Here is a 14,359-nt window from a genome sequence, read left to right as displayed (position 1 = left end):
CCTTGCCAGGGGCGCTTCTCGACACGCATACGTTTTATTGGCTGGTAACGGCCGCAGGCACGCTTTCGGAAGAAGCTCTCATCGCAATCGCCGAGAGCCAAACTGCGGGCAAGCTTTATGTTTCCCCAATCACTGCGTGGGAATTGGCGATCGCGTCCCATAAGCCGACGCACAAGAACCCGCCCTATCTCGGCATAGGAACGCCGTCGAAATGGTTTTCCGAGGCAGTTGCAGCAACGGGATCTAAGATCATCCCGATCAAGCAACGTATCGCTTGCGAGGCAGCGACCGTGGTGACCGATACGGGGCATAAGGATCCCGGCGACTGCTACCTGATCGCGACGGCGCGAGTAAGAAAAATTCCGATCATCACCCGCGACACAATCATGCAGGGGCTTGCCTCGCCGGACTATCTACAGGTCATTGTATGTTGAGTTTGCAGCCACAGCACTAAGCGGAGCCCCAACCATGACCCTGACCAATCGCGATATCATCGAGCTGACGGCATGGCGCCGCAAGCTGCACCAGCGGCCTGAAATCTCCAACGAGGAAGAACAGACCGCCAAGGAAGTCGTGAGCTTCCTCGCCGATACAGGGCCGGACAAGGTGCTGACCGGCCTCGGCGGTCATGGCGTGGCGGCGATCTATGACAGCGGCAAGGCAGGGCCTACGGTGCTGTTCCGCTCGGAGATCGATGCGCTGCCGATCGAGGAGCTTTCGGGCGTCGAGCATGCCTCGCAGATGCCGGGAAAATCGCATATGTGCGGCCATGACGGCCACACCGCGATCCTGGCCGCACTTGGCCGCCAGCTCGGGCGCGAAAGGCCGGCCCGCGGCCGCGTCGTCTTGATGTTCCAGCCGGCGGAGGAGACCGGCAATGGTGCGGCCGGCGTCGTCGCCGATCCACGCTTTGGCGAGATCGCGCCGGACTTCGCCTTCTCGCTGCACAATCTGCCGGGCGTGCCGTTCGGCGAAGTGCGGCTCAAGCCCGGCGTCGTCAACTGCGCCTCGCGCGGCATCCGCATCGTGCTGGACGGCAAGACCGCGCATTCCTCCATGCCCGAAACCGGCGTGTCGCCGATGCCGGCGATCAGCCAGCTGATGCCGGCGCTTCCGGCACTCGGGAGCGGCACTTTCGCCGATGACGATTTCAGCATGGTGACCGTCACCCATGCGACCATGGGCGAGGCCGTGTTCGGCATCGCGCCCGGACATGCGGAAGTGTGGGCGACGCTGCGCACAAGGCGTGACGAGCGCATGGCGGAGCTGGTAGCAGCTGCTGAAGCGCTGGCCGCCAGGATAGCGGCCGAGCACCGCCTGTCCGTGCGCTGCAACTATCACGAAATCTTCGTCGCCAGCGTCAATGCGCCGGACGCGGTGAAACATCTCAACCGCGCGCTCGACGAGGAAGGTGTCGCGCGCAGCGAAGAGGCCCTGCCGATGCGCGCTTCGGAAGATTTCGGCATTTTCGGCCACAAGGCGAGCTCAGCCATGTTCTTTCTCGGCGCCGGCGAGCGCCATCCTTCGCTGCACAATCCCGATTATGATTTTCCCGACGATCTGATCCCGATCGGTTCGAAAATCTTCATGCGCACGGCGCGCAACCTGCTGGGGTGAGCGGCCCTGCAAAATCCGCATCCTGAAGCTGCCTTTTTCCCGCTGGAATCGTCTTGTAGTCGCGTCCTACATTAGGAGGGGCTTGCGGATGAGAATTGCAATGGTCGTCGCGTTGACCGCGACGGTGGCAGGGTGCGTATCGTCTCCAGTCCAGTATGGAGCCTCGCTCTCGACCCAAGACCCGAAATGGGCGACGCCGGAATGCCAGCAGGCCCGCACGGATGCCTTGAACTACGACCGGCGCGAGAAGGAGCATCCGGGATGGGCCGCCGGCGTCGTGCTGGGGCCCTACAGCATGGGTCTCGTGGCGGCGATCAAGGAGCATGAGCAGCAGCAGCGAAGGCTGTTGGCGCGCCAGATGCATCTGCAGTGCTCGAGCCTGCCGCTGCCGAAGGATTTGGACTTCGATCCGCAAATCTACGCACCAAAGCCGGGGAAATATCCGTAGGGCTGGGATTGGTTTGCACAGGGACCATAGCGGAGGCTTGCGCCCTACGAATACCCCCACCCTCAATCCCTCCCAACAAGGGGGAGGGAGACTAGGTTGGCGCTGATTTCCGCAAAACCGTCTAAGTCGACTTAAAAAAGGGCTGGGCGTGCGGCAGCGTTCCCTCCGCCTTGTGAGGGTCCGAAGGACGGGCGAAACCCTGGCTCGCCCCGGCAAGTTAGAGTGGGGGTCCTCTTCGTAAAAGCTCATATGCGATAGCCCTTGCCCCGAGGCATTGGCATTGCCAGCTCTGTATGAAGCGCTCCTCCGCTCTCCCCACCAGCTTTGCGCCTTGACCCACCGAGGGCTCTCCCTGGAACCAAATCCAAGCCTAAACTGTTCAAGTTGGCTACGACGCCGACGAGCCCTGCCGGTTGGGTGAGCGGCGCACTTGAGGAGCTCCCATCATGACCATCTCGTCCAGCTTTCGTTCGCTTGCGGTTGCGGCCATCACAACTGTGTCCGTCAGCGCTGCCAGCGCCGCGCATGCCGATAGCGGCACGATCCGCTTTGCCGTCTACAAGGCGGCCTTCTTCGTCGGCGGTTCCGGCGGCGAGGGGACGCTGACCTTCCACGGCCGCTCCTATCCCATCACGATCGGCGGCGTTTCGGGCGGCTTCGCCTTCGGGGTTTCCAAGACCTATTTCCGGGGCACCGTGCGCCATATCCGCAGGGTGCGGGATGCGACCGGCGTTTATGGCGCGGCCGGCGGTGGCGGCGCGCTCGGCAAGGGGGCGCAGGTGATCGTCATGACCAACGACAAGGGCGCCCAGCTCGAGCTTACCGGCCGGCAGGTGGGCCTGCAGGTGAATGCGGATCTGAGCGGGATGGCGATTTCGTTGAAGTAAGGGGCGCTCCCTCGCGTTCTCGGTGGGGTAAGCTCGTCTGGGGCGATGATAATCGCCTATGGCTGCGCCAGCCCCCTCATCCGGCCGCTTCGCGGCCACCTTCTCCCCGCTGGGGAGAAGAGGCTGGCGTTGACGCTGGCGCCCTCCTCTCCCCTCGGGGAGAGGTCGGATTGCCCCGAATTGCCCTTCGCAATTCGGTTGGCAATCCGGGTGAGGGGGAACTTGCTCCCGTGCGCTTGGCCTGAACCTTGGATGGGGAAGCTTCGCCCAATGCAGCGTCGGGCGCCAGCCCCTACCGCTCCTCCACAATCCGCAAATACGCCGCCGTCACGAACAGCACGATCAGCCCGAACAAGATCCGCCGTGCCCCCTCCGGCATCTGCAGGATGGTCAGCAGTGTTGTCAGCACGGTCAGGATCAGGGCGCCGATGATGGTGCCGGTGTAGCCGCCGCGGCCGCCGAAGATGGAGGTGCCGCCGATGACGGCGGCGGCGACCGAGGGCAGCACCAGCGGTTCGGCGAGCGACAGCGAAGGCGCCTTGATCAGGCCGATATAGAGCAGGCCGGTGATGCCGGCGAGCACGCTGGAGGTGACGTAGAGCGCGGTGATGACCTGCCAGTATTGCACGCCCGACAGGCGGGTCGCGCGCTCATTGTCGCCGACGGCGTAGAGCAGGCGGCCGAAGCCGGTGCGGGCGAGCGTGAAGACGATGAGGGCGGCGAGCGGCACGAACAAAAGCAGCGCGTTGGGGAAGCCCCATGTCACGCCGGTGCCGAGCCAAGCCAGGAAGTCGGGGATTTTTGCGCCCGACGCGATCACCGTGCGCTGGTAGACCTGCAGGCAGCCGGTGCCGATCAGGCTGGTGCCCAGCGTCATGATCAGCGGGTGGACGCGGAAGACACCGACGCCGATGCCGTTGACGAGGCCGATCAGCACCGCCGGCATCATCGCCAGCAGGAACGCCACCGCCGGGTCCTGGTTGACCACTTGCGTCGCCATGATGAAGGCGCTCATCGTTGCCACCGTGCCGACCGACAGGTCGATGCCGCCGGTCAGCATGGTCATGGTCTGGCATCCCGCGAGGATCGCCAGCGGGATGGCGAATTTGATGGTGTTGGCGATCCAGCGCTCGTTGACGATGCCGGGGCGCAGGACCTGCAGGATTATAACCAAGATGGCGAGCAGGACGATCAGCGGGATGAGCGGGCGATCGGCCATGAAGCGCTTTATGCGGCGGCCGATGGGGACCGGGGTGATGGCGGTGGTGCTCATGGGGCGGCTCTTGCTCGCGATGAGGTTTGCAAGGTGCGGCAAGTTGGCGAGGACAGTGCTCTACGGCGCCCCCCTCTGGCCTGCCGGCCATCTCCCCCACTTGTGGGGAGATTGGCAGCTCCAGCGCCTCGCTCCTTTTTGCAACGTTGAAGGCTGGCGAAAGCGGCGATGACAGCTGATCTCCCCCCTCGTGGGGGAGATGTCTTCCGGCAGGACAGAGGGGGGCGCGAAGGAACGCCGACGTCTCTCTGCGACAGCACACCCATCATTGCCGCCCCCGCATCGTGATAAACGCCCCGAACATCACCACCGCCACCATGATCAGCCCCTCGATGATGGCCGTGACATTGGGGTCGATGGCGAGCAGCGTCAGGTCGGTGCGCACCAGCCTCAGCACGAAGACGGCGACGATGGGGCCGAGCAGGCCGCCTTTGCCGCCGCCGAGCGCGACGCCGCCCAGCACCACGGCGGCGACGCTGGCCAAGAGATAAGGGCCGGGGATGGGGGCGCCGATGCCGGTGCTCATGGTCAGCGCCAGGCCGCCAAAGGCGGCGAACAGGCCGGACAGCGCATAGGCGATGATGCGGGTGCGCTTGACCGGCACGCCGGAGCGAAACCCCGCCAGTTCGCTCGAGCCGATGGCGTAGATGGAGAGGCCCAGGCGCGAGCGCCTGAGCGGTATCCAGATGACGCAGAGGCAGACGATCAGCACCAGCAGGGCCTTGGGCAGCCAGGCGTCTATGGCGTCGGGCAGGCCGGGGATCGGCACGGTGCCGGAGATCAGCGCCTTCAGCCATTCGGCGATGCCGCCGCCCGGCGCGTCGAGCACCAGCAGGGCGGCGCCCTGCAGCACGAACAGCATGGCGAGGGTGACGACAATGTCGGGCACGCGGGTGACGACGATGAGCAGGCCGTTGAGCGCGCCGAGCGCAAAACCCATGGCGAGCACGAAGGGCACCACGAACAGCGCGTATTCCTCGCTCGCGCCATTCATCATCGACGCCGCGGTGACGCTGGTCAGCGCCATCATGGCGGCGACCGACAGGTCGATGCCGCCGGCGATGACGACCACCGTCTGCGCGGCGACTGCGAAGGCATAGGGCAGAACGGCGCGGGCGAGCGAGCCGAAATCATTGCTGCCATAGGCCGGCTGGATGATCCTGGTGGCGATGAACAGGACGATGAGCAGGGCGAACAGGCCGACGACCCAGCCTTGGCGGCGCAGGAAATGGCTCATGGCGCGGCCTCCGGCGAAGCCGAAGTGTTCGCGGTCGGATCAGCCAATATGCCGATATCGGCCTTGGCGCCGCGCGGCAGGCCGTAGGCGGCGCGCATCAGCGCCGGCTCGTCGGCCTCCTCGACCGGAAAAATGTCGACGAGGCGGCCGCCAAAGATGACGATGACGCGGTCGCAGACGCGCTGCACCTCTTCGAGTTCCGAGGTGTAGAACAGCACCGACTTGCCGTTGCCGGCGAGTTCGCGCAGCAGCTTGTAGATCTCCTGCTTGGTGCCGACATCGATGCCGCGCGTCGGGTCGAAGCACAGGATGGTGCGGGCATCCGCCGCGATCCAGCGGGCGATGGTCACCTTCTGCTGGTTGCCGCCGGACAGGCGCTGCACCTCGCCCTGGGCGCGGGTGTCGATCTGCAGCCGCTCGATGGCGCTGAGCACGGTCGCGCGTTCGCGGCGCATGTTGATCGGACCCCAGTTGCGCAAGGCAGCGCTGAAAGGCAGCGCGATGTTTTCGCGCACCGAGCGCTGCATGGCGAGCGCTTCCGAGCGGTCGCCCGGCACATAGGCAATGCCGGCGCGGATGGCGTCGATCGGATGCGAGAATTTCACCGGCTGGCCATCGACTTCGATCGTGCCGCCGGAGGGCCGGATCGAGCCGGCAAGGGCGGCGAACAACTCGTCCTGGCCCTGGCCTTCGAGCGCGACGACGCCGGCGACTTCGCCGTCGGCGAGATCGAAGGAGACATCGCTGAGCTTGGCGCCGACGCGGAGATTGCGCACGGAGATGCGCGGCCGGGCAACTGCGGGCGCGGCCTTCTCGGCAGCGCTGCGGGCCGCGACATGGGTTTTGACGATGCGGGTGCCGAGCATCAGCTCGACGATCTTTTCCTCGACGCCCGGCACGATGTCGACGACGCCGACGGTCTCGCCGTCCCGCAGCACGGTGGCGCGGTCGCACAGTGCCGAGATTTCGACGAAGCGGTGCGAGATGAAGATCACGGCGCGGCCGGCATCGCCCTGGCGGCGCACCACTTCCAGCACCTTTTCGGCAAGGTTGGCGGGCAGTGCCGCCGTCATCTCGTCAAGCAGCAGCACGTCGGGCTCGACGGCGAGCGCCCGCGCAAGGTCGAGCACGCGCAGCACGGCGAGCGGGATGTCGCGCGCGGTGTCGCGCAGATCGAGGTCGGTGATGCCGAGCTCGCGCACCCAGGCGCGGAACGGCTCGACCGGCGTGCCGGTGAGCCTGAGGTTGGAGAGAACGTCGAGATCGGGGATCAGCGACGGCTCCTGGTAGACAGGCAGCAGCCCGGCGCGGCGCGCGGCGGCCGGCGAGCGAATGTCGCGCGCTTCGCCGCGGATCAGGATGTGGCCGGCGTTCGCCGGAATGGCGCCGGTCAGGATCTTCACCAGCGTCGACTTGCCGGCGCCGTTGGCGCCCATCAGCGCGTGGACCTCGCCCGGCAGCACGGAGAGCGACGCGTTGCGAAGCGCTGCAACCGCGCCGTAGTTCTTGGCGACGCCGGTGGCGTCGAGGAGGGGGCTGGTGGTCAAATGGTTTGTTGTCAAAATTGACGGTTCCAGAAACTAATGTCGGCGCTCTACGGCGCCCCCCTCTGTCCTGCCGGACATCTCCCCCACTTGGGGGGAGATTGGCAGTTCCGGCGCCGCCCCTCGTCTTGCGACGTAGAAAATTAGCGAAAGCCGAGATGACAGCCAATCTCCCCACCTGTGGGGGAGATGTCCGGCAGGACAGAGGGGGCGCCGTAGAGCGCTAGTCTGTGTGACGAGGACGGCCGTTCGCCGTCCTCGCCAGTTCATTCAAACCAGGCTTACTCCCCCGGCCCCTTGCAGGCCACGATCTGGTCCTTCGTGTAGGTCGTCCACTCCGGGATCGAGATCGAGACCGGCCATTCCGGGCTCAGCGACGGGTCGGCGGCTGCCTTCAGCTTGGCCTTGCCTTCGTCGGTGGCGTTGTCCCACAGCTGCGGGTCGACCAGCACTGTCTGCTGCGCCGGCTTCTTGCCATCGAGGATCTGCAGCGCCAGCGTCACGCCCGCGCCGCCGATCGAGCCGGGGTTGGTGACGGCTGCACCGACGAGACCTTTCACCGAGCTCAGCTGGCCGACGAAGCCGGCATTGTCGGCGCCGACCACCGGCACCAGCGGCGCCTGCGATTCGACCAGCGCGTCGACGATGACGTTGTCGATGCCCGACGTCCACACGCCGTTGAACGGCGTGCCGGTGGCCAGGAACGACAGCATCTGCTGCTTGGCCTGATCCTGCTGCCAGCCGGTGAAGACTTCCTGCGCCACCTTCACGCCGGGGTTTTCGGCCAGCGCCTTCTTGAAGCCTTTGTCGCGATCGCTATCGGCCGAGGCGCCGGCGGCGCCGCGCATGTAGAACACTTCGCCCTTGCCGCCCATCTGCTGGAACAGCCATTTGGCGCCGAGATAGGCATACTGTTCCTGGTTGTTGGAGATGATGTAGGCCGACGGTTCGGTCACCGCCTGGTCGACGGCAACGACGACGATGCCGGCCTTGGTGGCTTCTTCCAGGCCCGCCTTGATGCCGGCGGGATCAGCGGGGTTGACGACGATGGCGTCGACCTTGGCGCTGATCAGATTGCGGATGTCTTCGAGCTGGCCGGCGGCATCGGTGTTGCGGTGGGCGATGTTGAGCTTCGTCACTTCGCCCGAAGCCAGCGCCTGCGCCTTCATGGCGCAGACCATTTCCTCGCGCCAGCCATTGCCCTGCACGGTGTTGGAAATGCCGATCGTATATTTGGCTTCGGCCGACGACACGCCCATCGATGCCAGCAAGGCAGCGCCCGCAAGCAACGGGACCATGGTCAGTATTTTCTTCATCTCAGTACTCCTCCACATTGTTGTTTTTCGTCTCAGGGCCAGACCCTTCGGCAGGATCAGACCAAGTCATTCACCTCGTCATTTGACGAAGGGGCGCAGCACGTCGCGGGCGAGCAGAAAGCCCCGCTTCACCGCATCGTCGCTGCCTTCGAACCGCCTGTCCTCATGTTCGATGATGACCGAGCCGTCATAGCCGGCGCGGTAAAGGCCGGAGAAGAAGCCGCTCCAGTCGACATCGCCCAATCCCGGCATGCGCGGCACCTGCCAGCCTATCCCGGCGGAAAGGATTCCGCGCTCATACAAACCATCATGATCGATCATCAAATCCTTGGCGTGGACATGCAGCATGTAGGGGCCGAACTCCCGGATGAAACGGCCCTGGTCGATCATTTGCCAGACCAGGTGCGAGGGGTCGAAATTCATGCCGACCTCGCCGCCCCAGGCCTCGAGGATGCGCCGCCAGATGCAGGGCGAATAGGCGATGTTGTGCCCGCCCGGCCACTCGTCATAACTGAAGATCATCGGGCAGTTCTCGAAGGCGAGTTTTACCCCGTGATCGCGCGCATAGGCGACGGTCTCGGGCCAGACTTTCAGCGCGTCCTGCCAGTTGACGTCGACGGTCTTCGAGGCATCGCCACCGCAGAAGGTGTTGACCACCGGCACGCCCATATTGGCGGCCAGCACGATGACCTTCTTCAGATGGCCGATGACGGCCTCGCGATGGGCGGGGTCCGGATGCAACGGGTTGGGATAGTAGCCGAGGCCGGAGACCGTCAGCTTCTTCTCCGTCAGCGAAGCGACGATCTCCTTGGCCTGCGCCGCCGAGGTGGAAGCGGCATCGATATGGCTGGTGCCGGCATAGCGCCGCGTCGCGCCGGAGGTCTTCGGCCAGCAGGCGATTTCCAGCGCCTCGAAGCCGGCCGAGTGCGCCCAGCCGGCGACCTCGCCAAGCGGCGTCTCCGCAAACGGTGCTGTAAGCACTCCAAGTTTCATTCTGCCTCCCTAGACCCGACGACTATAATGCCGATTGTTTGGATCGCTTCAACCTCGCGACCTCATCTTGTTCAAGACTGTGCCGGACAGCCGCCATCGGATCGTCCGACAGCAGGTCGCCCAGCGCCGATGTGACGGCCGCGCGGAACGTATCGTCGGCGGCAAGGCCGGGGTCGAATATCCCGTCGATGGCAAGGATGGCGGACACCAGCGCGCTGGCATCGTGACCGGTCGCATCGGCGATCGCGGCGACCTTGCCGGCATAGGGGTCCGACACCGGCCAGCGTCTTTCAAAGCGATCCGAGGCCCGGATCAGATAGGCCATCCAGCCGGCGACCGGCACCGATAGCAGGCCTATGCTCTGGCCCATTGCGAGCCGGTCGCGGATCGGGTTGAGCAGGCGCTGGACGATCTTCTGCGAACCGTCGGTTGCGACCTGGTGGTTGCGGTGGCGGATCGCGGTGTTCTTCAGCCGGGCAAGACTCTGCTCGACATAGGCAAGCGGCAGGATGCCCGGCACCGGCATCAGCGTCGGCACAGTCTCTTCGACCAGCATGCGCCGGATGAAGTCCGACAGCAGCGGGTCGGCCATGGCATCCGATGTGTGCTCGAGACCAGCCAGAACGCCGAGCGTGGCGAGTGCCGTCTGGGCGCCATTCAGCACCCGCATCTTGAGATGCTCAAACGGCGTGACGTCGTCGACGAAGGTGGCGCCGACCAGATCCCAGCGCGGCATGCGGCCGGCGAATTTTTCCTCGATCACCCACTGCCGGAACGGCTCACCGACAGCGACGGCGGCATCGTGGTAGCCGAACCATTGCTCGACACTGTCGAGGTCATCTTGCGTTACCGCCGGCGCGATGCGGTCGACCATTGACGAAGGGAAGGCGGAATTGGCTGCGATCCATGCGGCCAAGCCATTGCCGCGCTGCCTGGCGAAGGTCTGCACGACATTGGCTAGGATAACGCCATTGGCCGGAATGTTGTCGCAGGACAGCAGTGTCAGCGGCCGCCCATTTGTGGCCCTGCGCTGCTCCAGCGCCCGCACCAGCAGGCCGGGGACGCTGCGAGGCGTCTCGGGGTTGGCGAGGTCGTGGACGATATCGGGATGGCCAAGGTCGAGTTCGCCGCTGGACGGGACGTGGCAATAGCCTTTTTCGGTCACCGTCATCGTCACCAGCTCGATATCGGGTGAGATCAGCACACCCAGCGCCGGTGCGGCACTCTCCTGGCTGTCGACCACCCGGACGATGCTGCCGATCACACGTGCCTCGATATGGCTGTTCTCGCGGATCAGCCTTGTGTACAGCCCGCCCTGCCGTCCCAGCGTGTCGGCAAGGCTGGGCGGACGGATGTTGATGCCGACGATGCCCCAGCGGTCGAAGCGCAGCGAGATGAGATCGTCGGTGTATTCGGCCTGGTGGCAGCGGTGGAAGGCGCCGACGCCGAGATGCGCCATCCCTGCGGCAAGCACGGTGCGATCGTAGGACGGTGTCTGCACCGATGCCGGCAAGCGATCGAGCAGCGCCGGCCCAAGCGTTTCGGTGGAAGCGCTCACCGGTTCGCCCCGATCACCGCCTGCTCCTGGTCGATGACCGCGCCGGTCATCGGGCCGGCCGCGTCGGACAGCAGGAAGACGGCGAGGCTGGCGATGTCGTCCGGCGTCAGCAGCCGGCCGAAAGGCTGCGCGGCATTGGCCTTGTCGAGCCAGCCGGGGCCGTTGCCCAATGTCTCCGCCTGCATGATGCGTTCGGCCGGCGTGTCGGTCCAGCCGACATTGATGCCGTTGACGCGGATGCGATCGAAACGGTGGGCGTTGGCGGCGTTCCTGGTCAGCGTCGCCAGCGCGCCCTTGGTGGCGGAATAGACGGCGAGTTCCGGCGAACCGCAATGGGCGTTGATCGACAGGATGTTGAGAATGGCGCCGCCCTGTCCGCGCTGCTTCATGTCGGCAATCGCCGCCTGCATCAGGAAGAACGGCGCGCGCGTGTTGACGGCAAACAGCGCCGCCCAATCGTCGAGGCTGGCGTCGAGGAAAGAGGCGCGATCGGTCAGGCCGGCGGCGTTGACCAGCGCATCGATGCGGCCGAAGCGCTCGATGCAGGCCTGCGCCAGAAGGGTGGGGGCGTCAGCATCGGCAAGGTCGGCGGTGACGAAGATGGTCGGCGTGCCCAATTGCGAAAGCTCGGCCGCCACGGCCTCGCCACGCGCCCTCTCGCGCCCGGTGACCAACAGCCCGGCGGCACCGGAACGCGCCAGCGTCTCGGCAATGGCGCGGCCAATGCCTTGCGTCGACCCGGTGACCAGAGCCACCTTGCCGTCAAGCCGGATCTCCATTCCTCCTCCCGGGAATAAAGTTTCTATTTTGAGAAATATGGAACGACAATTCCCGATAGTCAATTGGACCAGTGATGCCTCATTCGCCGCGCCGCGCCGCCACGCCATGGACCAGCGCCATCCCAACGGCGAGCGAGGCCGCCAGTGAGCGGAAGCCGGCAAAGTCGGATTCCACCACTTCCAGCCAGCTGTCCGAGAGCGGGATCAGCGGGCTGAAGGTGCTGTCGGTGACGGTGACGATACGCGCCTTGCGCTCATGCGCCACCGCGACGAGATCGGGCGTGATCGAATTGTAGGGGCTAAACGAGACAGCGAGCACGGCATCCCGGCCGCTGATGCAGCCGATCTGGTCGAGTGCGGAGGAGCCGACATTGTCGACCAGCACATTGCGCACGCCCTGCTGCGACAGTGTCAGGGAGAGATAGGCGGTGACGGGAAAGGCGCGCTTGGAGCCGATGACATAGATCAGCTCGGCGGCCGCCAGCAGCGCCACCATCTTGTCGAAACTCGCGACATCGAAGCCCGCCTCGATGCGGCCAAGCGAGGCCTGCGACGCGCCGACCATGCCGTGCAGGAAATGCAGATTGGGCTCGGTCTCGGTGCGCGGTTCGCCGCGCCCTTCCGGCCATGAGCCCTTGATGTGCTCCTTGAACAGGCCCTGGAAATCGGAAAAGCCAGAATAGCCGAAGATCTGGGCAAAGCGCACCAGCGTCGAGGGCTGCACGCCGGCCTGTGCCGCAACCTGCGCGATGGTGCCGAGCGCGACGTCGCTCGGATGCTGCCACAGGAAGATTGCCACCTGGCGCAGCCGCTTGGGGAAATGCACCGTGCCCGACGACAGCACCGCGCGCAGCTCCTCATAGGTCTGCGGCTGGATGTAGCCAAGCGCGGCCAGCGAGCGCCCGCGCTTGCGCGTCGCCGCCTCGTCGGTGCTGGACCGTCCGGATGCCTTGCTTGCCCCACTCATGATTTCAGGCTAGCGCGACACGATCGTTTTACAATATGAAAATTGGAAATCATGTTCGAAAGCGGTCTGCCGGGAGGAGCTTGAAAATGGTCTACGCAACATCGGACGGGTCGGCCGGCAAGCGGCTGCGGGTCGGCATGGTCGGCGGCGGCCGCAACGCTTTCATCGGCGCGGTGCATCGGCTCGCCATGCGCCTCGACGACCAGATCGTGCTGGTCGCCGGCGCGCTGTCGTCGGACCCGGAAAACGCCGCCGCATCGGCCGCCGAGATCGGCATCGCGCCGGATCGCAGCTATGCCGACTATCGCGAGATGGCGCGAACCGAAGCAGCGCGGCCGGACGGCATCGAGGCGGTGGTCATCGTCACGCCCAACCATCTGCACGCGCCGATCGCCACGGCCTTTCTCGAGGCCGGCATCGACGTGATCTGCGACAAGCCGCTGTCGACGACGCTGGCCGATGCAGAGGCACTGGTGGCGCTGGCGCGGGAGAAAAAGCGTCGCTTCGTCGTCACGCTCAACAACACCGGCTACGCCATGGTCCGCCAGGCGCGCGAGATGGTGGCGGCGGGCGCGCTTGGCCGCATGGTGTCCGTGCATGGCGCCTACATCCAGGACTGGCTGACCAAGCCGATCGACGCCGAGGGCCAGAAGCAGGCGGAGTGGCGCACCGATCCGGCGCGCGCCGGGCAGTCGGCGGTGCTGGCCGACATCGGCGTGCATGCCTTCAACCTGGCAAGCTATATCTCCGGCTGTGAGGCCGAGGCGGTGTCGGCGGATCTGTTCACTGCCGTGCCGGGACGCCGGCTCGACGACAATGCGCATGTGCTGGTGCGCTGGACCGGCGGGGCGCGCGGCACGATCCTCGCCAGCCAGACCTCGCCCGGCCACTACAATGATCTCTCGGTGCGCATCTATGGCGACAAAGCCGGGCTCGAATGGTCGGGTGGCCGGCCGGAGGAATTGCGCTTCTCCATCTACGGCGAGGAGACCCGCACGCTGGTGCGCGGCGGCCATGGCTCGACGACGGAAAGCCAACGCGTGTCGCGCATGCCGGCGGCGCATCCGGAAGGCTATATCGAGGCCTTCGCCAATTTCTACCGCGACGCCGCCGATATCATTCGCGCCCATCGCTCTGGTGGGGTGGTGGATGCGGCGCGCGCAGCGCAGGTGCCCGATGTGGTAGAGGGCGCGCGCGGGGTGAAGTTTGTTGCGGCGGCGGTGGAGTCGAATGCAGCGGGTGGGGCTTGGACGGCGGCAAGGTTTGGGTGAGGACGGGAGCTGCCGTGGTTCAGCGGTAGAAGCAATCACCTGGGGGACTGGCGCTGCCCTAAGGGATTGACCTGCCGAAGGCGCTACCGCCGCCGCAGCAGACCTGGCAGCGGCGGGGCGCCAAGTACTCTTCGGTCGCTTTACTGGGCAAAACGCTGCTATGCATGTGTTAATCTTGTCAGAGCATCGGCCCAGCCGTATTCGGTAACAATGCGCAACTTGTCTCTCTTCCTTGCTGCCAGCCTCGGCTGCCTCGTTCTCTCGGCGGTTTCCTTCGGCGCTCCGCAAGGCCTGCTCGTTACCCTGTTCCCGGACAGCAATGCAGCGAAGGTGGCGCAGTGCAGAAGCCTACTCAAAATCCGTTTCGACACGGGCGAATGGCCGGACAAGGGCGCGGCTGACTACATGCGCTATGACGAGTGCTACTATCTGATCTGTGGCGGAACCAAACCGAGCGCTTGAGGGTTTG

14 protein-coding genes are annotated in these 14,359 nt (G+C 65.4%); 6 read left to right on the top strand and 8 right to left on the bottom strand.

What is annotated here, in order from left to right:
• Positions 1 to 2: 2 nt before the first annotated feature.
• The 4 genes from X727_RS160250 to X727_RS160265 all read left to right on the top strand — a co-directional run bounded on the left by X727_RS160250 (position 3) and on the right by X727_RS160265 (position 2,952).
• Complete coding sequence (locus tag X727_RS160250; RefSeq protein ID WP_023828343.1) at positions 3 to 434, top strand: type II toxin-antitoxin system VapC family toxin; 432 nt, start codon at positions 3 to 5, stop codon at positions 432 to 434.
• 34 nt (positions 435 to 468) lie between these two features.
• Positions 469 to 1,617 carry an amidohydrolase gene (locus X727_RS160255; protein WP_023828344.1) on the top strand — a complete coding sequence of 383 codons (1,149 nt, stop codon included), beginning with the start codon at positions 469 to 471 and terminating at the stop codon, positions 1,615 to 1,617.
• A gap of 88 nt (positions 1,618 to 1,705) precedes the next feature.
• Positions 1,706 to 2,065 (top strand): hypothetical protein, encoded by a 360-nt coding sequence (locus X727_RS160260; protein WP_023826351.1) that lies wholly within the window; start codon positions 1,706 to 1,708, stop codon positions 2,063 to 2,065.
• 446 nt (positions 2,066 to 2,511) lie between these two features.
• Positions 2,512 to 2,952 carry a hypothetical protein gene (locus X727_RS160265; protein ID WP_023686526.1) on the top strand — a complete coding sequence of 147 codons (441 nt, stop codon included), beginning with the start codon at positions 2,512 to 2,514 and terminating at the stop codon, positions 2,950 to 2,952.
• 292 nt (positions 2,953 to 3,244) lie between these two features.
• Here X727_RS160265 and X727_RS160270 read toward each other — a convergent pair whose 3' ends face one another.
• The 8 genes from X727_RS160270 to X727_RS160305 form a co-directional block, all read right to left on the bottom strand.
• On the bottom strand, positions 3,245 to 4,225 hold the full coding sequence (locus tag X727_RS160270) for an ABC transporter permease (RefSeq protein WP_023833652.1): 981 nt from the start codon (positions 4,223 to 4,225) through the stop codon (positions 3,245 to 3,247).
• A gap of 265 nt (positions 4,226 to 4,490) precedes the next feature.
• Positions 4,491 to 5,462 carry an ABC transporter permease gene (locus tag X727_RS160275; protein ID WP_023825533.1) on the bottom strand — a complete coding sequence of 324 codons (972 nt, stop codon included), beginning with the start codon at positions 5,460 to 5,462 and terminating at the stop codon, positions 4,491 to 4,493.
• A complete protein-coding gene (locus tag X727_RS160280) occupies positions 5,459 to 7,009 on the bottom strand; it encodes a sugar ABC transporter ATP-binding protein (RefSeq protein WP_023833651.1) in 1,551 nt (516 codons plus the stop codon). Before X727_RS160280 ends, X727_RS160275 begins: the two co-directional genes overlap by 4 nt.
• Positions 7,010 to 7,287: 278 nt before the next feature.
• A complete protein-coding gene (locus X727_RS160285; protein ID WP_023683115.1) occupies positions 7,288 to 8,322 on the bottom strand; it encodes an ABC transporter substrate-binding protein in 1,035 nt (344 codons plus the stop codon).
• A gap of 78 nt (positions 8,323 to 8,400) precedes the next feature.
• Positions 8,401 to 9,315 (bottom strand): sugar phosphate isomerase/epimerase, encoded by a 915-nt coding sequence (locus X727_RS160290; protein ID WP_023671055.1) that lies wholly within the window; start codon positions 9,313 to 9,315, stop codon positions 8,401 to 8,403.
• A gap of 22 nt (positions 9,316 to 9,337) precedes the next feature.
• Positions 9,338 to 10,873, bottom strand: a complete 1,536-nt coding sequence (locus tag X727_RS160295) for a mannitol dehydrogenase family protein (RefSeq protein ID WP_023817200.1) — start codon at positions 10,871 to 10,873, stop codon at positions 9,338 to 9,340.
• Complete coding sequence (locus X727_RS160300; protein WP_023704171.1) at positions 10,870 to 11,652, bottom strand: SDR family oxidoreductase; 783 nt, start codon at positions 11,650 to 11,652, stop codon at positions 10,870 to 10,872. The genes X727_RS160295 and X727_RS160300 overlap by 4 nt, the downstream gene beginning before the upstream one ends.
• Before the next feature lie 79 nt (positions 11,653 to 11,731).
• Entirely contained in the window at positions 11,732 to 12,619 is an 888-nt protein-coding gene (locus X727_RS160305; protein WP_023704170.1) for a MurR/RpiR family transcriptional regulator, read from the bottom strand.
• Positions 12,620 to 12,705: 86 nt separating this feature from the next.
• Here X727_RS160305 and X727_RS160310 point away from each other — a divergent pair, with 86 nt between their 5' ends.
• Complete coding sequence (locus X727_RS160310; RefSeq protein WP_023704169.1) at positions 12,706 to 13,890, top strand: Gfo/Idh/MocA family oxidoreductase; 1,185 nt, start codon at positions 12,706 to 12,708, stop codon at positions 13,888 to 13,890.
• Between the two features lie 210 nt (positions 13,891 to 14,100).
• Positions 14,101 to 14,352: a hypothetical protein gene (locus X727_RS160315; protein ID WP_023817201.1), complete on the top strand. Its 252-nt coding sequence runs from the start codon at positions 14,101 to 14,103 to the stop codon at positions 14,350 to 14,352.
• Positions 14,353 to 14,359 lie beyond the last annotated feature (7 nt).

The sequence above is a fragment of the Mesorhizobium sp. L103C105A0 genome (assembly GCF_000502215.1).
In the GTDB taxonomy this organism is placed as follows: domain Bacteria; phylum Pseudomonadota; class Alphaproteobacteria; order Rhizobiales; family Rhizobiaceae; genus Mesorhizobium.
This window is presented reverse-complemented; position numbering and strand designations above follow the sequence as displayed.